The sequence below is a fragment of the Pseudomonas sp. GW821-FHT03C07 genome, assembly GCF_059420925.1.
In genome coordinates, this window is sequence record NZ_JBWKUQ010000031.1 from 16,473 (window position 1) to 39,802 (window position 23,330).

A 23,330-nucleotide genomic window follows, 5' to 3' on the forward strand; every position below is an offset into this window, starting at 1 on the left:
AGGCGCTCAGCGGATAAAGTGAATCTTGCCGCTGTCGTCGTTGCCGATGTAGATGCCGTAGACCCCGGCCTGGCGTTCCTCGATGTAGCGTTCGAGGATCTGCCGGATCGCCGGGTAGTAGATGCTGTCCCAAGGAATATCCTCGGGCGCGAAGAATTGGTAGTCCAGGGTTTCCGGCCCGAACTGGCCGGTGATCTCCAGCGCGATGGCGCGGAAGATGATGTACACCTCGCTGATTTTCGGCACGCTGAAGATCGAGTAGGGCGAGAGGATTTCCGCGCGCACGCCGCTCTCTTCCCAGACTTCGCGCAGGGCCGCCTGCTCGGTGGTCTCGCCCGCTTCCATGAAACCCGCCGGCAGGGTCCAGGTGCCGGGCCGTGGCGGGATCGCCCGTTGGCACAGCAGGTACTGGCCGTCGCGTTCGATGATGCAGCCGGCGATGATTTTCGGATTGACGTAGTGAATGTAGCCGCAGCCCCCGCACATCAGGCGTTCATGGCTGTCGCCCGGCGGCACTTGCCGGCCGAGGTCGGCAGCGCCGCACTGCGGGCAGAAGCGTGGGCTGGACATGTCAGCGGCCCATGCGTGGTTCTTTGAGGGCGATGGGGGCGGTGATCTCGGGGGCCGGACCGGCTTCGTCCTGCTTGCGCTTGAGGTACTCCAGCGCCACCTTGGCCGCCGCGCGCACGTGGTCAACCGAGGCCTGGTGGGCGGCCAGCGGGTCGCCGCTCTTGATCGCCTCGACGATGCGCTCCATTTCCTGGTTGCTCGCGCCGCGCCGGTTTTCCTGGGACACCGAGGTGGCCCGCAGGTAGCTGATCCGGGCCTGCAACTGGCGCAGCTGGGTGGCGGCAACATGGTTGCCCGAACCTTCGAGCAGCACGTCGTAGAAGCCTTGCACCGAATCGATTACCTGTTGCAGTTCGCCCTCCTTGAGGGTCTTGCGATTGACCTCCAGGGCCTTTTCCAGGGCCTTGATGTCCTTGGCCTTGGCTCGCAGGGTGAACAACTGGACGATCAGGCCTTCCAGCACGCAGCGCAGTTCGTAGATATCGACCGCATCCGCCAGGGTGATGACGGCGACGCTCGGGCCCTTGGCGTCGGCGAAGGCCACCAGGCCTTCGGACTCCAGGTGCCGCAGGGCTTCGCGCACGGACGTGCGGCTGACGCCGAGGCGTTCGCACAGATCGCGCTCGACCAGGCGGTCCCCCGGCATGAGTTGGAAGTTCATGATGGCGCTTCGCAGCTTGTCCAGCACGATTTCGCGCAGGGTAACGGGGTTGCGATTGACCTTGAAGCTGTCGTCGAGTGGCAGGCGTTTCATGGGATCCGCTCTAAAAGTTCGTGGGGCCGATCGAGGGCCGAAATCATCGGCAAGCTTATCATGCGGCGTTCATCCGCGTCGGCTCGCGCCAGGGCAAAAGCTCAGGCCAGCGCGGGCAACGGGCCGAGCTTGCCCTTGTGGTAGATCATCGGTGTCACCGGCTGCTCGGGCAGGATCAGGTGTTTGACCGCGCCGACGATGATGGCGTGATCGCCACCGTCGTATTCGCGCCACAGTTCGCACTCGATAATCGCCGTGGCGTTGCGCAGCAGTGGATTGCCCAGGGCGCTCAGGTGCCAGTCGATGCCGCGGGCCTTGTCCTTGCCTTTACCGGCGAACGCATAGGCTTCGGCGGTCTGCTCGGCGGACAGCAGATGAATCGCGAACTGCTTGCTGTTGCGCAGGATCGGGTAGGTGTCCGAGGCGTAGTTGGGGCAGAACAGCACCAGCGCCGGGTCGATGGACAGGGCGCTGAAGGCACTGGCGGTGATGCCGACGATGCCGCCCTCGGCGTCCAGGGTGGTGACCACCGTGACGCCTGACGGGAAGGAGCCCATGACTTCTTTGTAGATACCGGGTTCGATCATTTCGTCTGCCTCCTAGCGCATCACGAAGGGGTCGGGCATCGGCGCCGACGAGAGGTTGATCCACACGGTTTTCAGCTCGGTATAGGCCAGCACCGAATCGATGCCGCTCTCGCGACCGTAGCCGCTGTTCTTGAACCCGCCGATGGGCGCCATGGCCGAGACCGCGCGGTAGGTGTTGACCCAGATGATCCCGGAGCGGATGTCCCGGGCCAGGCGATGGGCACGGCCCAGGTCACGGGTCCAGATGCCAGCGGCGAGGCCGAACTGCGAGTCGTTGGCGATGGCCAGGGCCTCGGCTTCGTCCTTGAAGCGGATCACCGAGGCCACCGGGCCGAAGACTTCTTCCTGCATGATCTTCATCGAGTTGCGGTCGCACTCGAACAGGGTCGGCTCGTAGAACCAGCCTTCACCCAGGTTCTCCGGACGCTTGCCACCCAGGCGCAGGCGCGCGCCTTCGGCCAGGGCGTCGGCGACCAGGCCTTCGACCACCGCCAGTTGCTGCGCGGTGGCCATGGGGCCCATCTCGCTGCTGTCGTCCTGCGGGTTGCCGATGCGGATACGTTGGGCGCGGGTCACCAGGCGTTCGACGAACTCGTCATAGATCTCGTCCTGCACCAGCAGGCGCGAGCCGGAGACGCAGCTCTGCCCCGACGCGGCGTAAATCCCGGCGATGGCGCCGTTGATCGCGCTGTCCAGGTCGGCGTCGGCAAAGATGATGTTCGGCGACTTGCCACCCAGTTCCAGGGACAGCTTGGCGAAGTTCTCGGCGCTGCTGCGCACCACATGCCGCGCCGTGGCGGCGCCGCCGGTGAAGGCGATCTTGCGTACCAGTGGATGGCCGGTGAGGGCGGCGCCGGTGCTCGGGCCGTAACCGGTGACGACGTTGACCACGCCCGCTGGAATGCCGGCTTCCAGGGCCAGGCGGGCCAGCTCCAGAATAGTCGCCGAGGCGTGCTCGGATGGCTTGATCACGATGGTATTGCCGGCCGCGAGGGCCGGCGCCAGTTTGATCGCCGTCAGGTACAGCGGGCTGTTCCAGGGAATGATCGCCGCGACCACCCCCATGGCTTCGTGCACGGTATAGGCAAACAGGTCGGGCTTGTCGAGGGGCAGGGTACCGCCTTCGAGTTTGTCAGCCAGGCCCGCGGTGTAGTGGAAGAACTCCGGCAGGTAACCGACCTGGCCGCGGGTTTCGCGGATCAGTTTGCCATTGTCGCGGCTTTCCAGCTGGGCCAGTTGTTCTTTGTTTTCGGCAATCAAATCGCCCAGGCGGCGCAGCAGTTTGCCGCGAGCAGTGGCGCTCAGTCCACGCCAGGCCGGGCTGTCGAAGGCGGTCTGCGCGGCTTGCACGGCGCGTTCGACGTCGGCTTCGTCGGCGTCGGGCAGTTCCGCCCAGGCTTGGGCCAGGGCCGGGTTCAGGCTTTCAAAAGTCTTGCCGGACAGGGCATCGACCCATTCACCGTCGATGCACATCTGGAAGCGGGTGAGTGTCATGCAACGATCCCCTTTATCTGGTTTGGGCGGGCGTGGGCGCTGGCAAGAAAGTCCAGCAGCACCTGGTTGACCAGGCGCGGCGACTCCACGGGCATCATATGCCGTTGCTCGGCGAGCACGGCAACCTGGGCGTGGGGAATCCGTTCGGCGAGCTGCCGGGCCATCTGCGGGGTCGAGCCCGGGTCCAGTTCGCCGGTAGCGATCAGGGTCGGCGCCTGGATGTCGTGCAGATCGTCGGCACGGTACATGTCCTGGGTGGCGAACAGCTCGTAGGTGGTCAGGTAACCCTGGGGATCATTGCCGGCCAGGGTCTGGCGGATGGCGGCGATCTGCGCTGGGTTCGCCGCCTGGTACTCGCGGCTGAACCAGCGCGACAGGGCCGCCTCGGCATTGGCATCCGGACCATGTTGCGCCGCCTGGCTGGTGCGGGCGATCACCCCGGCCCGCTGTTCGGCGCTGCGGTTGAACACGCTGTTGAGCACCACCAGACTTTGCAGCTGTTGCGGGTAGTGCAGGGCGAAGGCCCGGGCCACCAGGCCGCCCATGGAAAAACCGATCACGTGGGCCGCCGGCAACTGCAGGTGTTCGAGCAACTCATGCAACTGCTCGGCATAGCCGGGCAGCCCGCAGTCCGGGTCGGGGCGCGGGCTGGCGCCGTGGCCGAGCATGTCGTAGGCGATCACCCGGTAGTGCGGTGCCAGACCGACGACCTGGCCGCCCCACATTTCTTTGTTCAGCCCTACGCCGTGGATCAGGACCACGGGTGGGCCGTCGCCGGTCGCCAGGTAACTGGTGCCGGCCGGGGTGCGTTCAGCGGTGTGCCGAATCATGGAGCGCTCCTGCCTTTCTTGTTGATTACCGGGCTTTCTCGGCGGCCAGTTCTTCCAGGTCGATATAACGGTTGCCGATGCGCGGGTGCAGGCGGCCACCGTCGGCGCAACCGAGGACGACGACGATCTCGTCGGCACGCGGGGCGTCTTCGATGCGCATTTCCAGGGTGATGTAGTGCGAGCGCAGGCCTTCGTCGTCCTTGTGCATCATCGGGATCTGGATCGAGGTGCCGGGACCGCCGCGCTTGTTGGTAAAGCTCAGGTAGCTCTTGGCCTGGACCGCTTCGCGGTAGTGGTTGCCGAAGCGCAGGGTGTGGATCACCGCCGAGGCGTGTTCGATTTCGCCGTCGGCGCCGACCACCGCGGCCTTGCCGTAGGCTTCGATGCGTTCGGCCCCGCCGATGGCCGCCACCAGGCGCTCGACCATCATGGCGCCGAGGTCGGAGCAGTTGGCGCGGATTTCCGGCTTCAGGTCTTCGACGAAACCGCGACCCAGCCAGGGGTTTTTCATCACCACGGCGAGGCCGATCATGGTCACCGGTTTGTCCGCGGCCTTGCCGCCTTCGATCAGGGTCTGTTCGGCATAGCTGACGATCTTGCGGATTTCGAAACTCATAAGGGGGCTCCTGGGTGCACGTTGATCAGATGGTATGATGGTATACCATAATATTGACTGTGCAAGCCCCCTCTGTAAGTTTGTGAGTCCTGTCTGCGTGTGGGATTTTGAAAATGCCCAGAAACCGGTAGGAGCCAGCTTGCTGGCGATGAGGCCTGTCAGTCTTGTACCGACTTCGGGGCCGTCATCGCCAGCAAGCTGGCTCCTACAGGGGGGGCGGTGTTTTTTAGCGACAGCCGGTCAGCGTGACCTTGCAGGTCGAGGGCGTTCCGCCCGATTCCGCGGCGTAGCGCTGGCAGTTACCCATCGCTTTGGCACTGGCGTTTTTCACGTTCGGTCCCCAGGCCAATCCGCCATCCCCCTGCGTCGGTACCGCCTTGGCGTAGCAGGCGTAACCTTCGACCGGGGTTTGCGAACCTCTCCCCGAGCAGCCGGCGATCATTGAACATCCGATCGCCAGCATCAGCAGGCAGAACAGGGGCGGGGCGCTTCGTGAAAGCTGTACGTTCATGTCTATTGTCGCTGTTGCAGAGTAAGTCCCGCTTATTGTCCCGCCTTATTGATGACTCGGATAGTCCCTTTGCAAAGCCAGGTTCAGGGTCAGCACGTTGACTCGCGATTCGCCGAACAGCCCCAGCGTCGGTGCCTGGGTATTGGCCTGGACCAGCGCCAGCACATTGTCCAGCGCGGTGCCACGTTGTTGCGCCACGCGGGTGGCCTGCAAGGCGGCATTGGCCGGGCTGATGTCCGGGTCCAGGCCGGAGGCCGAGGTGGTCAGCATATCGGCGGGCAGGGGCTGGCCGGCCAGTTCCGGCTGGGCCTGTTCCAGGGCATGCCGGTCGGCGCTCAATCGATCGCTCAGGGCCTGGCTGGTCGGCCCCAGGTTGGAGCCCGAGGAACTGGCCGCGTTATAGGGCGACGGCACGGTTTTCAGCGGGTCCTTGGGATCGGTGTCGGTAGTGGCCGATGGCCGCCCATGGAACCACTGCGGGGCATCCCATTGCTGGCCGATCAGTGCCGAGCCGATGACCTGGCCTTCGGCGCTTTTCACCAGGCTGCCGTTGGCCTGTGCGGGAAACAGCAGTTGCCCGATTCCGGTGACGGCGAAGGGGTAGATCAGGCCGCAGAGCACGAAGGTGACGGCGGTGACACGCAGCGCCGGTGACAAGAACTTGATCATGAGCCGATCCTCCTACAGGAAGGGTGCCAGGCACAGGTCGATCAGCTTGATGCCGATAAAGGGCGCAATCAGCCCGCCGACGCCGTACACCAGCAAGTTGCGATAGAACATGGTTTCCGCGCTTTTTGGCATGAAGTTGACGCCGCGCAGGGCCAGGGGAATCAGTGCCGGAATGATCAGCGCGTTGAAGATCAGCGCCGACAGGATGGCGCTTTGCGGCGTCGCCAGGTGCATCAGGTTCAATGCCGCGAGGCCCGGCAGGGCGACCATGAACAGCGCCGGCAGAATGGCGAAGTACTTGGCCACGTCGTTGGCGATGGAGAAGGTGGTCAGGGCACCGCGGGTGATCAGCATGCGCTTGCCGATGGTGACCAGGTCCAGCAGCTTGGTCGGGTCGGAGTCCAGGTCGATGATATTCGCCGCTTCCTTGGCCGGCATGGTCCCGGTGTACATGGCCAGGCCGACATCCGCCTGGGCCAGGGCCGGGGCGTCGTTGGTGCCGTCGCCGGTCATGGCCACCAGGTGCCCGGCCGCCTGTTCGCTGCGGATCAGCTTGAGCTTGTCCTCGGGGGTGGCCTGGGCGACGAAGTCGTCGAGGCCGGCCTGGGCGGCGATCACGCTGGCGGTGGTCGGGTTGTCACCGGTAACCATCACCGTGCGAATCCCCATGGCGCGCAATTGCGCGGCCCGTTCGCGGATCCCCGGCTTGAGCACATCGGACAGGTTGATGATGCCCAGGATTTGCCCGTCGATGGCCACCGCCAGGGGCGTCGCGCCTTGCTGGCTGACGCCGAGGGCAAGGCGCTCGAGGTCGGCGGGAATGGCGCTGCCATAGCTGTCCCTGACGTAGCTGACCAGGGAATCCACCGCGCCCTTGCGCACGACACGACCGTCGGCCAGGTCCGAACCACTCATGCGAGTTTGCGCCGAGAAGTCCATGCCCACGGCTTCTTCCAGACGGCTTTCCTCGTGGATGCCCTGGGCCTTGGCAAAGGCCGTGGTGGACTTGCCTTCCGGGGTGCTGTCGAACAGCGAGGCGAGGTAGGCCGCCTGTTGCAGTTCCTGGCGGGTAACGCCCCTGACCGGCAGGAACTCGGTGGCCTGGCGGTTGCCGATGGTGATGGTGCCGGTCTTGTCCAGCAGCAGGGTGTTGACGTCGCCGGCGGCTTCCACGGCCTTGCCGGACATCGCCAGCATATTGAAGTGCAAGGTGCGGTCGATACCGGCGATACCGATGGCCGAGAGCAGGGCACCGATGGTGGTGGGAATCAGCGCGACGATCAGCGCCACCAGGTCGGCGACGTTGATCTGCGCATTGAGGTAGCTCGCCACCGGGGCAATGGCGGTGACCACGATGACGAAGATCAGGGTCAGCACCGAGAGCAACACGGTGAGGGCGATCTCGTTCGGGGTTTTCTGTCGTTTGGCGCCTTCCACCAGGCTGATCATGCGGTCGAGAAAGGTGTTGCCCGGCGAGGCGGTGACCAGGATCACCAGTGAATCGGAGATCACCTTGGTACCCCCGGTCACGCTGGAGTTGACGTCCGAGCCGGACTCCTTGATCACTGGCGCGGATTCACCGGTGATCATCGACTCGTCGACATAAGCGGCGCCTTCCACCACTTCGCCGTCCATGGGAATCAGCTCGTCGCGGTTGACCTTGATCAGGTCATCCTTGCGCAGTGAAGCGGCGGACACCACTTCCATACGACCGCCGGGGAGCAGCCGCGTGGCACTGAGCTGCGTGGTGGTTTGGCGCAGCGACGCCGCCTTGGCCTTGCCGCGACCCTCGGCCATGGCTTCGGCGAGGTTGGCGAACCACACCGTGATAAACAGGATGAAGGTCACCACGCCGTTGTACAGCGAGGTCGCATTCGACGGCCCGAACAGTTGCGGGTTGAGGGTCAGCGCGGCGGTCACCAGGGTGCCGATCCAGACCACGAACATGACCGGGTTCTTGATTTGTACCCGCGGGTCGAGCTTTTTCAGCGGTTCGACCAGGATCAGCCGCAGACTTTCCTGGCGGTCGTCTGCGCGCGGCGCCTTGCGGGCTGCGACAGGGGGCGACAGCGGGGCCAGTGGCAATGCTTTTTCAACTTTCATCTCAGTCTCCTCACCCTTAGAACAGCAAGTGCTTGTTCATGGCGAAAAACTCGGCGATCGGTCCAAGGACCAGCGCCGGCAGGAAGGTCAGTGCGCCGACGATGACGATCGTCGCCAGCCACCAGATGCCGAACAGCGGGGTATCGGTACGCAGGGTGCCTATGCTGGGCTGCAGGGTCGGCTTGGCGGCCAATGAGCCGGCGACCGCCATCAGGAAGATGATCGAAGGGTAACGACCGATGATGATCACGCAGGCGATGGCCAGGTTGTACCAGGGCGTATTGGCGTTCAGGCCGCCAAAGGCCGAGCCGTTGTTGGCGGCGGCGGAGGTGAAGGCATAGAGCACTTCCGAATAGCCATGCACCCCGGCGTTGCCCAGCGCGGCCACACCGTAGGGCATCACCATCGACCAGGCCGAGGGCGCGAGGATCACCAGCGGGTGAATCAGCATGGCCAGCGAGACCAGGATAATTTCCCGTTTCTCGATCTTCTTGCCGAGAAACTCCGGGGTGCGCCCGACCATCAGGCCGGCGACGAAGATCCCGATCAGGCCGTAGATCAGGAAATTGAGAAAGCCCACGCCCTTACCGCCGAAGACGCATTGCAGCATCATCTGCACCAGGGTCGAGAGGCCGCCCAGCGGGGTGAAACTGTCGTGCATCGAGTTGATCGAACCGGTGGTGAACGCCGTGGTGTAGGCGGCGTACAGTCCGCTTTCGGCGATGCCGAAACGGACTTCCTTGCCTTCCATATTGCCGCCGGCCTGCAGGGCGCTGGCGTGGGTGTCGATACCCAGCTGGCTCAGCAGCGGCGTGCCGGCCTGTTCCGGAATCACGCAGAGCAGCAGGAAACCCACCATCATCAGGGCCATGACGCTGTAGATCAGCGTGCTCTGGCGACGGTTCTTGATCATGTGGCCGAACATCACCACCAGGGCGGCGGGCAGGCTGGCCATCAGCAGGAGCAGCACGAAGTTGGTCAGCGCGTTGGGGTTCTGGAACGGGTGTGCGGCATTGACGTTGAAGAAACCGCCGCCGTTGGTCCCCAGGTTTTCAATGGCTTCCTGTGTGGCGACCGGGCCCAGGGTCAGGGTCTGGTGGCCGCCTTGAAGGGTGTCGGTCACCACGCTGGCATCCAGGGTCTGCGGTACGCCTTGCCAGATCAGGAACAGGCTCAGCACCAGCACCACCGGTAGCAGCACCCGGGTGGTGAAGCGGATCAGGTCGCGGTAGAAGTTACCGAGATTGGCGCCACCGTCAGTGACCAGCAAGGCGCGAATAAAGGCAATCGCCACCACGAAGCCGGTCGCCGCCGAGGTGAACATCGGAAAGGTGATGGCCGCCATCTGGCTGAAGTTGGACAGGGTGCTTTCGCCGCCATAACTCTGCCAGTTGGTGTTGGTGATAAAACTGATGGCGGTGTTGAACGCCTGCATCGGTTCCATGCCGGCGAAATGCTGCGGGTTGAGCGGCAGCACATTTTGGAAGATCAGCACCAGGTAGATCAGCAGGGCCATTACCAGGTTGGTCGCCAGCATGTGCAGGGTGTAGCTTTTCCAGTTCATCGCCTGGCTGCAGGCCTGTTTGCCGATCAGCCGGTAGAGCAGGTTGTCCAGCGGATCGAGCGCCCGGTCGAGCACGGTTTTCTGATCAGTCACCACCCTGGCCAGATAACGTCCCAGCACCAGGCTCAATGCCAGGGTGGCGATCAAGGTAATAATGATTTGTTGCCAGAGGTGTGACATTGCATTAACTCCTGAATCAACGGACTTTTCTGGAGTGCTCCATCAGGCAGAAACAGGGCAGTCAGAACTTCTCCGGGTTGATAACGGCGTAGAACAGGTAGATCACTACGCCGACCACCAGCGCCAGTAACAGATCAATAGCCATATCGAGTCTTCCATGTTGTCGTGCTTGAGTGGGGCCGCGGGCGAAGAGCGCCCGCGGCGGTGCTTTAAATCGCTCGGCGAGCCGTTTTCAGGGTCAGTTTCGGCTGTGCCGGTTCTGCAGCACAGGCTTGATATCCGGGGCTTTCGAGGGCGTTATGACATTATCGGCAAAGTAGACGACCAGCCCGCACAACAGATAGAAGCCGATGATCGCTGCAAACAGGAGTGCGCTGAGTAACATGACGTTAGTCCTCGATACCTGTAGCGTTAGTGGGCACTTTCAATCGGCTTTGCCGATCTCGGTGGGTACAGTTCAAGTATAAGTAGAGGCTTATTCGGGTCTGATAAGGCCTGTGTCTTTTTAGGCTTTGGCGCTATCAATTTTCCGTAAAAAAACTTGGCGAATTGATACGTGGGGTCCTAACTGACATCAAGGCTATAAACAAAGCATTCAAGGTGGCGGTCATGCTCAAACTGGAACGGCTGGCACAGGGGGTTATCGGGCCCGCGCGTGATCCACTGGCCCCCGATACACGGGCCCATACGCTGCTGGTCGGTCTGCTGGCCTGGGCGGGCCTTGGCGCCAGCGGCCTGGCTTCGGTCAGTTATGGCCCGGAGAGGGCCTATCTGGCGCTGGGAGCCCATCCTGAGTTGGGGGTGTTCCTGGCCCTGGCGACGCTGCTGACCGTTTGGGTCCTGTCGCTGGCCTACCGTCAGGTCGTCGAACTGTTTCCTTCGGGCGGCGGCAACTACAAGATCGTCTCGAAACTGCTGGGCCCCAGGCTTGGCTTGGTGGCCGGTTGCGCTTTGCTGGTCGACTATGTGCTGACCGTTGCGGTTTGCCTGGCCAGCGGCACCGATGCGTTGTTCAGCCTGCTGCCCGTGGATTTCCAGAGCCACAAGCTGGTGGTGGAAATCGGTCTGGTGCTGCTGCTGATCCTATTGAACCTGCGCGGTATCGCCGACTCGATCCGCTTGTTGCTGCCCCTGACGCTGGGGTTTGTGTTGGTGCACGTGGGGCTGATCGTCTATGGCGTTGCCTCGAAAGCCGGTGACCTGACGGGTACGCTGGTCCGCAGCTCCGCTGACACCGTGGCATTGTCCGGGGATATCGGCTGGCCGCTGCTGGTGGCCCTGTTCCTGCGCGCCTATTCCCTGGGCGGCAGTACTTACGCGGGGTCCGAGGCGATTGCCAACAACGTCAACCTGCTGGCCGAACCCCGGATCAAGACCGGGCGTATCGCTTTGCTCTCGGTCGGTTTTTCCCTGGCGTTCATGGCCGGCGGCATGATTCTTTTGTACAGCCTCTGGGGCGCGCAACCGACCTATGGGCAGACCCTGAACGCGGTGGTGTTCAAGTCCGTTATCGAGCAACTCGGAGTCGCCCCGGGCGTCAGCCACGCACTGCTCCTGCTGACCCTGGCGCTGGAAGGCGCGATTGTGTTCGTGGCGGCCAATTCGATCCTGATCTTCGCCCCCTCGCTGCTCGGTCGCATGGCTGCCGATTCCTGGCTGCCTCACCGTTTCTGCAACTTGTCCAACCGCCTGGTCAAGCAGAACGGGGTGGTTTTCGTCGGGGCCTGCGCGCTGTTTATCCTGTTGTTGTCCCGGGGATCCCTCGGGTTGTTGGTGGTGCTCTACAGCATCAATGTGTTCCTCAGCCTGGCCCTGGCCAAGGCCGGGTTGTGCCGGCACTGGTGGCAGCATCGCCGCGAAGGGCCTTGGCTCGGGCGGATGCTGGTGGCGGTCACCGGCTTTTGCGTGGCCTCGGGCATTCTGCTGGTGACCCTGACGGAAAAATTCTTCGAAGGCGGCTGGGCGACCCTTTGCCTGACCCTGCTGGTGATCGGCGGTTGCGCCCTGGTTCGGCATCACTACGCCAAGGTGGAAACCCTGCGGACGCAGATGGATAGCGAATTCACTCTGCCGGCGCAGGTGCTGGCAACGGTCACCCGCATCGAGCCCTCGCCGGATGCACCGACGGCAGTGATCCTGGCCACCGAACATTGGGGCGCGGCGATCCATACCTTGCTCTGGGTGCAACGCCTGTTCCCGAATCGTTTCGCCAACGTGGTGTTTGTCGGTATCGTCAAGGTGGAGGGCCATGTGTGGGGGCGGATTGACGGTGTGCAACGGCGCAAGACCCGGCTCGACGAATCCATGGATCAGTTGGAGGCCTTCTGTGCCCAGGCCGGTATCAGCGCCACACGGCGGATCGGCTACGGCACCGACCCGGTCGCCGAACTGCAGAAGCTGCTGGGCGAGGCGACCCGGCACTACCCCGGCTGTGTGTGCTTCAGCAATAAGCTGATCCTGCAGGACAGTTGGGGCTTCAGCGAGTGGTTGCACAACCAGACGCCGCTGTTATTGCAACGCCGGCTGCACCTGGATGGCATTCCCTTGGTGATTTTGCCCCTCAGATTGAACGGGTCCGAGCATAAGAGTGTGATGGTCTGAGTGCTCCGGAATGTTTATTTTGCATTAAATGTAAAAAATAGACAGTTTGTATAATTCTGCGTATTCTCAGTCCAAGGCCTGTTGTCCCTGACACGAGGGCCGTGACTTGAATCGACCTGGGGAACAACGCATGGCCACACTTCCGGATTTTCGACTGGAGACCTACTTTTCCAAGTGGGAATTCTCCGCGCGCTACCATATGACCGCGTCCGATGCGCAAAGCCTGACCATCAAGGACCTGCTGGCGCTGGCCGACGCGCCGGACCGCGAAGCCTTCGAGACGCTGTCCCTGGGCTACACCCAGACATTCGGCGCGCCCGAGCTGCTGGACGTGATCGCCTCGACCTACGAGCGCCAGACCCCGGCCAACCTGCTCTGCTTCGCCGGAGCCGAGGAAGGGCTCTACGTGGCCATGCATGCGCTGCTGGACAAAGGCGACCATGCCATTGTGGTGACGCCCAACTACCAGTCTTCGGAAACCATCCCCTTGAGTCTCTGCGAGGTGACGGGCGTGGCCCTGGACCCGGAGCAGGGCTGGACGCTGGATATCGATGCGCTGGCGGCGGCGATTCGCCCCAACACCCGGCTGATCTCGATCAATTTCCCCCATAACCCCACTGGCAAGATCCTCGAACGCGAGCGTTTTGACGCACTGGTCAACCTGTGTCGCCGGCACGGTATCTACCTGTTCAGCGACGAGGCCTATCGCTTGCTGGGCTTGGGTGAGGGCGGGCAGTTGCCGGCGGTGGCCGATGTCTACGAACGCGGCCTGTCGCTGGCGGTGATGTCCAAGCCCTATGGCTTGCCGGGGTTGCGGATCGGCTGGATTGCCTGCCAGGACCGTGAGTTGCTGTCGCGCATGGAACGCATGAAGCACTACCTGTCGATCTGTAATGCGGGCCCCAGTGAAGTGCTGGCGCGGATCGCGCTCAAGGCCCGCGAGCCGATCCTGGCGCGGATTCACCAACTGATGCGCCACAACCTCACGCTGCTGGACGGGTTTTTCCGTGAGTTCGAAGGGCTGTTCGAGTGGTATCGCCCCGATGGCGGTTGTATTGCCTACCCGCGTTACCTGGGTGCCGAAGGGGTCGAGCGTTTCACCACCGACCTGGTGGAACGCACTGGCGTGCTGTTATTACCGTCGAGCATCTATGAATCGGCACTGGGGCCGGTGCCCCAGGATCGCTTCCGCATCGGCTATGGCCGGGCGCATATGGAGGAGGGGCTGGAGGTGTTTGCCGACTACCTGCGCGGTCGTCGCCCATGAGCCCGATAGCGCTGCCGGTCTACGGCTTGGGCGAGTTGCGCGACGTGCTGCTGCGCAAGGATATGTTGCGAGTGGTGCGTGAGGCTTTTATCCGTCATGCCGAGGGTGAAGTCGTCGCGCCCGGTGGCGGTGAGTTGCTGTTCCAGGATCCGCCGGGGGATTGTCATATCAAGTTCGGCCATTTTCGCGGTGGCCAGATGTTGGTGGTCAAGGTGGCGATGGGCTTCTATGAGAACGCCGCCAAGGGGCTTGAGACCAACAACGGCCTGATGTTGGTTTTCGATGCACGGACCGGGGCGACGTTGGCTGTGCTTAATGATGAGGGCTGGTTGACCAGTTGGCGGACCGCCGCGGCCGGGGCGTTGGCGGCCAAGGCCGGCGCGCCGTCGAAAATTTCGGCGCTGGGCATTGTCGGTACGGGGCATCAGGCCGAACACCAGGCGCGCTGGGGCGCCGAGATGCTCGGCATCGACCGGGTGTTTATCTGGGGCCGAAGCCCGGAGAAAGCCGCGCGGCTGGCGGCCAGTCTCAGCCATCAGGGCTTGATCGCCCAGGCGCTGCCGAGCGTGGAGCAACTGTTCGAGTGTTGTAACGTGGTGATCACCTGCACGCCTTCGACGGCAGCGCTGGTCCCGGCTTCGGCGGTGCGGCCCGGCACCCATATCGTCGCGCTGGGGGCCGACAGCCTTGGCAAGCAGGAACTGGACCCGGCGATTCTGGCCCGGGCCCGGGTGATCATGACCGATGATCGTCATCAATGCGCCGAGCGGGGCGAGTTGGCCCATGCCCTGGCGGCGGGGCTGGTTGAGTCCGGGGTCGATGTTTCACTGGGGCAGGTGCTGGCGGGCAAGGTCCCGGGACGCTTCAGCGACGAGGACGTGACCGTGGCCGACCTGACGGGATTGGCGGCCCATGACATCGCCATTGCCAGCCTGGCGATCGAGTCGCTGCGCAACGCCGAGCGCTAGGCGCCGTTGTAGGCGCAACCGGTCGACGCTCGATTGCTCGCGATGGGCTCAAGAGCGCCGCGTGTACCTGATAAACACGCGTTATCGTTAACGACCATCGCGAGCAAGCTCGCTCCTACAGGGGGCATTGCGTACAATTTCCACTTATTTTCAATGGCCCGGCTCCTCTATGGTCGATATCGCCTTTATGAACGCCGCCGCCGAAGGCTTTGCGGCGTTGCTGTTTCCCGACCTCGAAGCGGTGGTCCACGATGTTCGCAGCGCACGGATCACTCATATCGCCAATGGCTTCTCCCGGCGCAAGGTCGGCGATCCCTCGCTGCTCGACGACCTCGCTGAACTGGAGCAGGGCGCGGACGTCATCGGCCCCTACGAAAAAAACGGGGCCAACAACCGCCAGTTGCGCTCCATCAGCATCGCCGCGCGCGCCGACAGCGGTGAGATCGTGGCCCTGCTGTGCCTGAATTTCGATGTCACGGCCCTGTCCCAGGTGCAGAAGTTGCTCGGCGGCTTTGCCGCCGGCCTCAAACCACAACCACGCCCGCAGGCGTTGTTCAACGCCGACTGGCGGGAAAAACTCAACGATATCGTCGAGGCGATCTCGGTCCGCCAATCTGTGCGCCGCAGCGATTTCGGCCGTGGGGAAGTCCGCCTGGCGCTGATCGAGGCCAAGGCCTGCGGGCTGCTGGATATCCGCAATTTCGTCGATTATTTCGCTGAATACTTCGAGATTTCCCGGGCGACGGTTTACAACTACCTGAAAGCCATTGCCGCCGACGACGGAAACGGATGATCCAGCGGGCGCATTAATGGCATCATGGCGGACTGTCGAGGCGCACTGGCTTGTGCGCTTATCTTTAGAGCCTGGAGAGTTGATGAATGGCTGTGCAGCAAACCCTCACCGTGATCCCGCCGAACGCGCCCCTGAACGGAAAGGTGACGCCGCCCGGTTCGAAGTCGATCACTAATCGGGCCTTGTTGCTCGCCGCCCTGGCCAAGGGCACCAGCCGCCTGTCCGGCGCGCTGAAAAGCGATGACACCCGCCACATGTCCACCGCCCTGCGGCAGATGGGCGTGCAGATCGACGAGCCGGACGAAACCACCTTCGTGGTCACCGGCAATGGCAAGCTGCAAGTGCCGGAGCAACCGCTGTTCCTCGGCAATGCCGGGACCGCGGTGCGCTTCCTGACCGCGGCGGTGACCACGGTGAACGGCCGCGTGGTGCTGGACGGCGACCACTATATGCGCAAGCGTCCGATCGGCCCGCTGCTCGAAGCCCTGCAACGCGGTGGCCTGGATGTCGCCAGCGAGACCGGTTGCCCACCCGTGATCGTGAATGGGCGTGGTGGCGTGCAGGCCAAGCGTTTCGAGATCGACGGCGGCCTGTCCAGCCAGTACGTATCGGCATTGCTGATGCTGGCGGCCTGCGGCGAGGCGCCGATCGAGGTGGCGCTGACCGGCAAGGACATCGGTGCCCGCGGTTACGTCGACCTGACCATCGCCTGCATGCAGGCCTTCGGTGCCCAGGTCGAAGTGCTCGACGAGACCCTCTGGCGCGTCGCGGCCACTGGCTACCATGCCTGTGACTACCGGATCGAGCCGGATGCTTCGGCGGCCACTTACCTGTGGGCGGCGCAAGCCCTGACCGACGGCCATATCGACCTGGGCGTGGCCGGCGAAGACTTCACCCAGCCGGACGCCAAGGCGCTGGAAGTGATCCAGCAGTTCCCGCATATGCCGGCGCTGATCAACGGTTCGCAGATGCAGGACGCCATCCCGACCCTGGCGGTGCTGGCGGCGTTCAATACAACCCCGGTGCGTTTCGTCGAGCTGGCGAACCTGCGGGTCAAGGAATGCGATCGGGTCCAGGCGCTGTTCGATGGCCTCAACGGCATTCGTCCGGGCCTGGCGAGCGTGGAAGGTGACGACCTGCTGGTGGCTGCCGATCCGGCCCTGGCTGGCACCACCTGCGATGCCCTGATCGACACCCACTCCGACCATCGCATTGCCATGTGCTTTGCCCTGGCCGGTCTGAAAGTGGCGGGTATCCGTATCCAGGACCCCGATTGCGTGGCCAAGACCTACCCGGATTACTGGAAGGCCCTGGCTTCGCTGGGCGTACAGTACGCCTGACGGATTCGCTCAGGCCTGGACCAGCGCCAGGCCCTGATCGTTGATATCGATGGCGACCTGGCGGTAATCGGCCAGCACCCGGTGCGGGGTTTCCATCGGGTGGGCGTGGGTGGCACTGATCACCACCACCCGGGCCTCAGCCGCTTCGCCGGCGCTAATGCCCGCCGGGGCATCTTCAAATACCAGGCAGTCTTGTGGGCGAACGCCCAAGCGCCGCGCCGCCAGCAGGTAGCAATCGGGCGCCGGCTTGCCGTGGGCGATATCCTCGGCGGTGATTACCAACGCTGGAAAGTCCAGGCCGGCCGCGGCCATCCGGCGTTCGGCCAGGGCCCGTGGCGCCGAGGTGACAATCGCCCAGCGCTCCGCTGGCAGGCTGGCGAGAAAGGCTTTCGCGCCCTCGATGGCGATCACACCTTCGACGTCGTCGATTTCGGCCTGGGTGATCGCCGCGGCTTCACGCTCGGGATCGACGCCCGGCAGGTTCTGGCGGCGCACGGTCTCGATACTGCGGACACCGTGAATGGTCGGCAGGAAAGTTTCCACATCGAGGCCGTGGCGCTCTGCCCACCGGGCCCAGACGCGCTCGGCGGCGGCGATGGAGTTGAGCAACGTCCCGTCCATATCGAATAGAAACGCCGCGAATCGCTGACCTTCAACCATCTCTGTTCTCCATGATCAGCCCTTGCCTCAGGGCAAAACGCTATGCTAACACGGGCTTTTCAGATGTTTTTTGGCGGCCGGCCACACAGCAACCTGTGCCTGCATTGCCTACACTGAAATTGACAGCCCGGGTGGTCCGGGCTGCTGACGCGAGGTGCGTATGGACACTCAACCTGCTTCCCCGTTCACGGCATTTGCGTATTCGCGCGTCCAGGCCATGCCCTGGCGCCAGGTGCCGATCCCGGATGAGGATCAAGAACCGCCCAGTGAGAGCCCGAGCGACGAAACCGATGAGCAGGTGCCACCGCAAACCTGGAAACACCCCGACGACGGCAAGAGCCTGTCGGAGCTGGATGAAGAACTGCCGCTCAAACCCTGAGGCACACGGCCCGGCGCAAAGCCGGGCGGTGCCGTTGGTCTGCCGCTGAAAACCCGGACCCGATCAACGCCGCGCCCGTGGCGAATGCGCTCCTTTGACTTGAAGGCGCCGGGGCAAGGGCTCATGATCGCACACGACCTCATCTCCCTTGATTCCAGGAAATTCCATGAACCATGAAATTCGTGTTGTGGCCATCCTTCATGCCAAACCGGGCAAGGCCGCGGAGCTGGAGCCCCATCTCAGGGCGTGCGTAGTACCTTCCCGCGCCGAGCCCGGCTGCCGTGAATATATCCTGCATGTCGATCAGGCCGACCCCGAGCGTTTCGTCTTCGTCGAGCGCTGGATCGATCAAGCTGCCATCGAACACCACCGCAACACCGCGCACTACCGGGTGATGGCCGTGGCAATCGGCGATTTGTTGAGCGCGCGCCAGGTGCTGCAGCTGGATGAGGTCCCTGGGCAGTAACGCGGATGAACCTGGCTGGCAAGCGCCAGGTTCGCGGTCGGTTTTCTAGAAGCGCACCGTTGCGCCGACGTTCGGCCTGCTTGCCGTAGAGCTGCCAATTGGACGGATAGCGCACCAGATGCACCGCGTTTTCCCGGGCCCAATCCTCGATTTCGCTGCCCAGGAACTGGTTGCCGCCGTGGATCAGCACGCCCATCTTGTGGGTCCGGTGATAGGCCTCCAGGATCTTCCGGCACATGGCGGCATTGAGGTCGTAGCGCCCGGCGCAGATCAGGATGCGCATGGGTAGTTGTCCTTGTCGGTCAAGCGCTCGTGGTGGAGTTCAAGGCCGTGCCCGGGCCCTGGCGCCGGCGCGTTCGCGCCCAGGGGCCGGGCTTCCAGGGCGCGTTCTCCCGAGCGTTCGAGAACCGGATAAGCCAGCGCCGCGATGTGGTGGTGCACGCGCCGGTAATCGCGCAGCACCCGCTGGAAAATATCTCCCGATTCGGCCCAGGTGCTCTTGTCAGCACTGAGTTTGCGAAAGTGCTCGCGGCTGGCACTGGCTTCCAGGCGGCGAATCACTTCCTTGCGCTCGACCAGGCGGTGGGCGGTAACGATGTCTTCGCGCAGGAACACCGTGACCGCCAGGCTGAGGCTTTCGCGCAGTTCCTCGTGCAGCGGATAGATGTGCGCCAACTCGAACGCCGAGAAGCGTTCGCCACGGCGGCGCCGACGTGCCGCCAACTGGGCGAGATTGCTGGAAAGAATGTCGCCGGCATGTTCCAGGTTGATCACGAACATGAGGATTTCCTGGGCGCGGTCGGCATCCTCGTCGCTCAGGCCGTCCTGGCCGATATCCGCCAGATAAGCGCGGATCGCCGCGCTGAGCAGGTCCAGGGACTGGTCGAGCTGACGGATATCTTCGGCCGACACTTCGCCGGGTTTCTGGAACAGTTGCAGCACCCGGTCGAGCATCACCGCGAGCATGTCGGCGATCCGCAGGGCTTCGCGCACGGCGTTCGACAGGCCGATATTGGCCACTTCCAGGCCGGCCTCGTCGAGGTACTGCGGCATGCCCGGGTCGGCGGCCTGCTCCGGTGTTGGCAGCAGCCGGGTCAGGCCGTTGGCGAGCCAGTCCACCAGGCCGATAAAGCCCAGGCCCAGGAGCAGGTTGAAGGCGATATGCAGGTAGACCACCAGATGGGCGGGAGCGACGGCGGTGTCGGCCAGGCTTTTGCCGAGCAGCGAGGCGAACGGCAGCACCAGCAGCGCGCCGAACAGTCGCACCAGCAGGTTGCCCAGGGGCAGGCGTCGGGCGACCGGGGTCGTGGCATTCATCACCGAGGGCAGGGCGCCGCCGATATTGACCCCGAGCACCAGGGCCAGGGTGGTGACCGGCGACATCAGCCCGGTACCGGCCAGGGAGGCGATCAACAGGATCAGCGCGACGCTGGAATGGCACATCCAGGTCAGCACTACCGCCACCAGCAGGGCGATCAACAGGTCGCCGTCCAGGCCTTGCATGAGCACATGGAACAGTGGCGTGCTTTCCATCTGCCCGAGGGCGGCGCTGAGCAGGCTCAGGGCGAGCAGCATCAGGCCCAGGCCGATCAGGGCACAGCCGACGCTTTCATAGCGCGAATCGTCGCGCAGGCGAAACACCACGAAGCCCGCCAGCAACACCAGGGGGATGGCGATCGAGGTGTCGAAGCTGAGCAGTTGCACGACCAGGGTCGAGCCGATATTGGCCCCGAGCATCACCGCCAGCGCCGGAGCGAGGCTGAGGGTGCCGGCGGCGGTGAAGGAGGTGGCCATCAGGCTGACCGCGGTGCTGCTTTGCAGCACGCTGGTGATGCCGATGCCGCAGAGCAGGGCCTTCCAGCGTTTATCCAGATTGCGGCCCAGGCCATTGCGCAGCTGGGTGCCAAAGCCGCGTAGCAGGGCGGTTGAAATCATATGGGTGCCCCACAGCAACAGGGTTATGGCGCCGGCGAGGTGGATCAACAGAGCGGTTCCAGACATGAGGATTCTCCACGTACTGGTTTTTTACTTTCCGGAAATACAATGGTGTGAACGCCACGAACCCTGTAGGAGCCAGCTTGCTGGCGATGAGGCCGGGGAGTCTTGCATCGACCTTGCGGACGCTATCGCCAGCAAGCTGGCTCCTACAGGTTCGGTGTCATCCTTGGCGTCGCGTTAGAACCACTGCTTGAAGCGGCGGATATAGAACGTCTTCATGCCCTGGGCCACCACGCAGTAGGCCAGCAGGGTGCCCACCAGCCATGGGAAATAGGCCATCGGCAACGGCACCAGGCCCACCAGCGTGCCCAGTTGCGAGAACGGCAGGTAGATACCGATGGACACCGCGAGGCAGGTCATGACGATGATCGGCAACGAGGCGGTGCTCTGGAAGAACGGGATTTTCTGGGTCCGCAGCATATGCACCACCAGCGTCTGCGACAGCAGGCCTTCGATAAACCAGCCGGACTGGAACAGTGCCTGGGCTTCCACGCTGTTGGCGGCGAACACGTACCACATCAGGGCAAAGGTGGTCATGTCGAAGATCGACGAGGTCGGCCCGATCCACAGCATGAAGCGGCCGATGTTCTTCGCATCCCACTTGCGCGGCTTGCGCAGGAATTCCTTGTCCATCTTGTCCCACGGCAGGGCCAGCTGGGAGATGTCGTAGATCAGGTTCTGCAGCAGCAGGTGGATCGACAGCATCGGCAGGAACGGGATAAACGCACTGGCCACCAACACCGAGAACACGTTGCCGAAGTTGGAACTGGCGGTCATGTTCAGGTACTTCATGATATTGCCGAAGGTTTCGCGGCCCTTGAGCACGCCTTCTTCCAGCACCATCAGGCTCTTTTCCAGCAGGATGATATCGGCCGATTCCTTGGCGATGTCCGTGCCGCTGTCCACCGAGATGCCGACATCGGCATCGCGCAGGGCCGGTGCATCGTTGATGCCGTCGCCGAGGAAACCGACGGTGTGGCCGTTGGCTTGCAGGGCCTTGAGCACCCGGGACTTCTGCAGTGGGGTCAGTTTGGCGAAGACCGTGCGTTCCTCGACCCGCAGCTTGAGGGTCGCCTCGTCCATGTGTTCGATGTCCTGGCCGAGCAGCGGCAGGCCCGGCTCCAGACCGACTTCGCGGCAGATCTTGCAGGTGACCACGGCGTTGTCGCCGGTCAGCACCTTGACCGTGACACCGATATCGCGCAGGGCGGCAATCGCCGGCCCGGCGGTTTCCTTCGGTGGATCGAGGAAGGTCAGGAAGCCACGGATGACCAGCTCACGCTCATCGGCGGTCTTGTATTGCGCCTTGGTTTGCGGCTGGAGAATGTCGCGGGTCGCCAGCAGCAGGACGCGGAAACCGTCCTTGTTGTAATCGTTGGCCAGGGCCAGCAGGGTCTTGCGGCGCTGCTCGTCCAGGGCCACGACGTTATTGCCTTCCATGACGTGGCTGGAGATGGCGAGCATTTCCTCGACCGCGCCCTTGCACACCAACAGGTGATCGTTGCGGCTGTCCTTGACGATGATCGACAGGCGCCGACGGACAAAGTCGAAGGGCAGTTCATCAACCTTGCTGTAGGCGAGCGGTTCCTGGAAGTTGGGATTCTCCCGGGAGAACTGCAGGACCGCCTGGTCCATCAGGTTCTTCATGCCGCTCTGGTGATAGCTGTTGAGCCAGGCCAGCCCCAGCACTGCTTCGTCGCGTTGACCGACGGCGTCGACGTGGTGCTCGAGGATGATCTTGTCCTGGGTCAGGGTGCCCGTCTTGTCGGTGCACAGCACGTCCATGGAACCGAAGTTCTGGATGGCGTTCAGGCGTTTGACCACCACCTTGCGTCGGGCCATGGCCATGGCGCCCTTGGCGAGGTTGGCGCTGACGATCATCGGCAGCATTTCCGGGGTCAGGCCCACCGCGACCGCCAAGGCGAAGAGCAGGGCATCGCTCCAGTCGCCTTTGGAGAAGCCGTTGAGCAGGAACACGATCGGCACCATCACCAGCATGAAGCGGATCAGTAGCCAACTGACGCTGTTCACCCCGCGGTCAAAGGCGGTCTGCACCCGCGAGCCGACAATTGCCTTGGCCAGCGAGCCGAAGTAGGTGCGCGCACCGGTGGCGACCACCACGGCTTTGGCGGTGCCGCTGACCACGTTGGTGCCCATGAAGCAGATGTTCTGCAGGTCCAGCAGATTGCTCTGATCGGTGTTGGTGGAGGCGGACTTTGCCGCGACATCGCCGAGGGTGTCGTACTTTTCCACCGGCAAGGCTTCGCCAGTGAGCACCGCCTGGCTGATAAACAGGTCACGGGACTCGATCAGGCGGATATCCGCCGGAATCATGTCACCGGCCGACAGGTGCACGATATCGCCGGCCACCAGGTCGCGCATCGGCACTTCGCGCAGTACCGGCTTGTTGCCCAGTTGTTCGCGACGCAGCACGGTGGCGGTGGTGCGGACCATGGCCTTGAGGGCTTCGGCGGACTTGGCCGAACGGTGTTCCTGCCAGAAGCGCAGGGTACTGCTCAGGGTCACCATGGTCATAATGATGATGACCTTGGTCAGGTCACCTTCTTCGCCAGCACGCTCGGCCAGCCAGAAATCGGTGAAGAAGCTGATGCCGGCGAGGATCAGCAGTACGTAGATGAAGGGGTTGTTCAGCGCCTGGAGGAACTGGACAAGCGCGTGTGGCGGCTTGTCGTGGGCGACTTCGTTGAAGCCTTCGCGTTGCAGGCGGCCGGCGGCATCCAGTTCGGTCAGGCCATCACGGCTGGCGTTGACGTTGCTGAAGGTGGTGGCGAGGGTGTGTTGGGCTTCACGAGCGGCGCGCATCGACAGCTTGCTGTCTTCCTTGGCGCGGTTTGCGGTTGGCCGGATAGGGTCTTTGACTGCGTTCATAGCGATGCCTCTGTCACCTCTGCGTGACCGGGCATATAGACGACTCACCTATTCAACAGGCGAACGAATACAGGCCGAGTCACGCCGGGGC

Annotated in this window: 22 protein-coding genes and 1 pseudogene; 7 read left to right on the forward strand and 16 right to left on the reverse strand. The window is 63.4% G+C overall.

The window, feature by feature from the left end:
• Positions 1 to 6: 6 nt before the first annotated feature.
• From AC07VG_RS32130 to AC07VG_RS32185, 12 genes are all read right to left on the reverse strand, one after another.
• Entirely contained in the window at positions 7 to 570 is a 564-nt protein-coding gene (locus AC07VG_RS32130) for an NUDIX hydrolase (protein WP_495022478.1), read from the reverse strand.
• 1 nt (position 571) lies between these two features.
• Positions 572 to 1,324 carry a GntR family transcriptional regulator gene (locus tag AC07VG_RS32135; RefSeq protein ID WP_495001695.1) on the reverse strand — a complete coding sequence of 251 codons (753 nt, stop codon included), beginning with the start codon at positions 1,322 to 1,324 and terminating at the stop codon, positions 572 to 574.
• A 101-nt stretch (positions 1,325 to 1,425) separates the two neighbouring features.
• Entirely contained in the window at positions 1,426 to 1,911 is a 486-nt protein-coding gene (locus AC07VG_RS32140) for a flavin reductase family protein (RefSeq protein WP_495001696.1), read from the reverse strand.
• A 12-nt stretch (positions 1,912 to 1,923) separates the two neighbouring features.
• Positions 1,924 to 3,405 (reverse strand): aldehyde dehydrogenase, encoded by a 1,482-nt coding sequence (locus tag AC07VG_RS32145; protein WP_495022479.1) that lies wholly within the window; start codon positions 3,403 to 3,405, stop codon positions 1,924 to 1,926.
• Positions 3,402 to 4,235, reverse strand: coding sequence for an alpha/beta fold hydrolase (locus tag AC07VG_RS32150; protein WP_495022480.1), 834 nt, complete (start codon positions 4,233 to 4,235; stop codon positions 3,402 to 3,404). The genes AC07VG_RS32145 and AC07VG_RS32150 overlap by 4 nt, the downstream gene beginning before the upstream one ends.
• 25 nt (positions 4,236 to 4,260) lie before the next feature.
• On the reverse strand, positions 4,261 to 4,851 hold the full coding sequence (locus tag AC07VG_RS32155; protein ID WP_495001699.1) for an amino acid synthesis family protein: 591 nt from the start codon (positions 4,849 to 4,851) through the stop codon (positions 4,261 to 4,263).
• A 226-nt stretch (positions 4,852 to 5,077) separates the two neighbouring features.
• A complete protein-coding gene (locus AC07VG_RS32160) occupies positions 5,078 to 5,362 on the reverse strand; it encodes a hypothetical protein (RefSeq protein WP_495001700.1) in 285 nt (94 codons plus the stop codon).
• Between the two features lie 45 nt (positions 5,363 to 5,407).
• A complete protein-coding gene (gene kdpC / locus AC07VG_RS32165; RefSeq protein WP_495001701.1) occupies positions 5,408 to 6,031 on the reverse strand; it encodes a potassium-transporting ATPase subunit KdpC in 624 nt (207 codons plus the stop codon).
• 12 nt (positions 6,032 to 6,043) lie between these two features.
• Positions 6,044 to 8,134, reverse strand: a complete 2,091-nt coding sequence (kdpB, locus tag AC07VG_RS32170) for a potassium-transporting ATPase subunit KdpB (RefSeq protein ID WP_495001702.1) — start codon at positions 8,132 to 8,134, stop codon at positions 6,044 to 6,046.
• 16 nt (positions 8,135 to 8,150) lie between these two features.
• Positions 8,151 to 9,878 (reverse strand): potassium-transporting ATPase subunit KdpA, encoded by a 1,728-nt coding sequence (gene kdpA / locus AC07VG_RS32175; protein WP_495022481.1) that lies wholly within the window; start codon positions 9,876 to 9,878, stop codon positions 8,151 to 8,153.
• Between the two features lie 61 nt (positions 9,879 to 9,939).
• The gene (kdpF, locus tag AC07VG_RS32180) at positions 9,940 to 10,023 is read right to left on the reverse strand and encodes a K(+)-transporting ATPase subunit F (RefSeq protein ID WP_100943765.1); all 84 of its coding nucleotides are present in this window, start codon (positions 10,021 to 10,023) and stop codon (positions 9,940 to 9,942) included.
• 93 nt (positions 10,024 to 10,116) lie between these two features.
• Positions 10,117 to 10,263: a hypothetical protein gene (locus AC07VG_RS32185; RefSeq protein ID WP_495001704.1), complete on the reverse strand. Its 147-nt coding sequence runs from the start codon at positions 10,261 to 10,263 to the stop codon at positions 10,117 to 10,119.
• A gap of 224 nt (positions 10,264 to 10,487) precedes the next feature.
• Between AC07VG_RS32185 and AC07VG_RS32190 the strand changes: the two genes are divergently transcribed.
• From AC07VG_RS32190 to AC07VG_RS32210, 5 genes are all read left to right on the forward strand, one after another.
• A complete protein-coding gene (locus tag AC07VG_RS32190) occupies positions 10,488 to 12,479 on the forward strand; it encodes an APC family permease (RefSeq protein ID WP_495022482.1) in 1,992 nt (663 codons plus the stop codon).
• Between the two features lie 130 nt (positions 12,480 to 12,609).
• On the forward strand, positions 12,610 to 13,746 hold the full coding sequence (locus tag AC07VG_RS32195; protein WP_495001706.1) for an aminotransferase class I/II-fold pyridoxal phosphate-dependent enzyme: 1,137 nt from the start codon (positions 12,610 to 12,612) through the stop codon (positions 13,744 to 13,746).
• Entirely contained in the window at positions 13,743 to 14,714 is a 972-nt protein-coding gene (locus AC07VG_RS32200; RefSeq protein ID WP_495001707.1) for a Rossmann-fold NAD(P)-binding domain-containing protein, read from the forward strand. The genes AC07VG_RS32195 and AC07VG_RS32200 overlap by 4 nt, the downstream gene beginning before the upstream one ends.
• Before the next feature lie 169 nt (positions 14,715 to 14,883).
• A complete protein-coding gene (locus tag AC07VG_RS32205) occupies positions 14,884 to 15,507 on the forward strand; it encodes a helix-turn-helix transcriptional regulator (protein WP_495001708.1) in 624 nt (207 codons plus the stop codon).
• An 86-nt stretch (positions 15,508 to 15,593) separates the two neighbouring features.
• Positions 15,594 to 16,847 carry a 3-phosphoshikimate 1-carboxyvinyltransferase gene (locus AC07VG_RS32210; protein WP_495001709.1) on the forward strand — a complete coding sequence of 418 codons (1,254 nt, stop codon included), beginning with the start codon at positions 15,594 to 15,596 and terminating at the stop codon, positions 16,845 to 16,847.
• 9 nt (positions 16,848 to 16,856) lie between these two features.
• Here the strand turns inward: AC07VG_RS32210 and AC07VG_RS32215 are convergent, their stop codons facing one another.
• Positions 16,857 to 17,507: an HAD family hydrolase gene (locus AC07VG_RS32215; RefSeq protein ID WP_495001710.1), complete on the reverse strand. Its 651-nt coding sequence runs from the start codon at positions 17,505 to 17,507 to the stop codon at positions 16,857 to 16,859.
• Between the two features lie 160 nt (positions 17,508 to 17,667).
• Between AC07VG_RS32215 and AC07VG_RS32220 the strand changes: the two genes are divergently transcribed.
• On the forward strand, positions 17,668 to 17,886 hold the full coding sequence (locus AC07VG_RS32220) for a hypothetical protein (protein ID WP_495001711.1): 219 nt from the start codon (positions 17,668 to 17,670) through the stop codon (positions 17,884 to 17,886).
• Positions 17,887 to 18,052: 166 nt separating this feature from the next.
• Entirely contained in the window at positions 18,053 to 18,352 is a 300-nt protein-coding gene (locus tag AC07VG_RS32225; protein ID WP_495001712.1) for a putative quinol monooxygenase, read from the forward strand.
• A 34-nt stretch (positions 18,353 to 18,386) separates the two neighbouring features.
• Here AC07VG_RS32225 and AC07VG_RS32230 read toward each other — a convergent pair.
• The 3 genes and pseudogenes from AC07VG_RS32230 to mgtA all read right to left on the reverse strand — a co-directional run.
• Positions 18,387 to 18,635, reverse strand: a pseudogene (locus AC07VG_RS32230) (DUF2493 domain-containing protein); the annotation flags it as partial.
• Complete coding sequence (locus AC07VG_RS32235) at positions 18,623 to 20,353, reverse strand: Na/Pi cotransporter family protein (protein WP_495022483.1); 1,731 nt, start codon at positions 20,351 to 20,353, stop codon at positions 18,623 to 18,625. The gene AC07VG_RS32235 and the pseudogene AC07VG_RS32230, both read right to left, overlap by 13 nt.
• A gap of 174 nt (positions 20,354 to 20,527) precedes the next feature.
• The gene (gene mgtA / locus AC07VG_RS32240) at positions 20,528 to 23,239 is read right to left on the reverse strand and encodes a magnesium-translocating P-type ATPase (RefSeq protein ID WP_495001714.1); all 2,712 of its coding nucleotides are present in this window, start codon (positions 23,237 to 23,239) and stop codon (positions 20,528 to 20,530) included.
• Between the last annotated feature and the right edge of the window lie 91 nt (positions 23,240 to 23,330).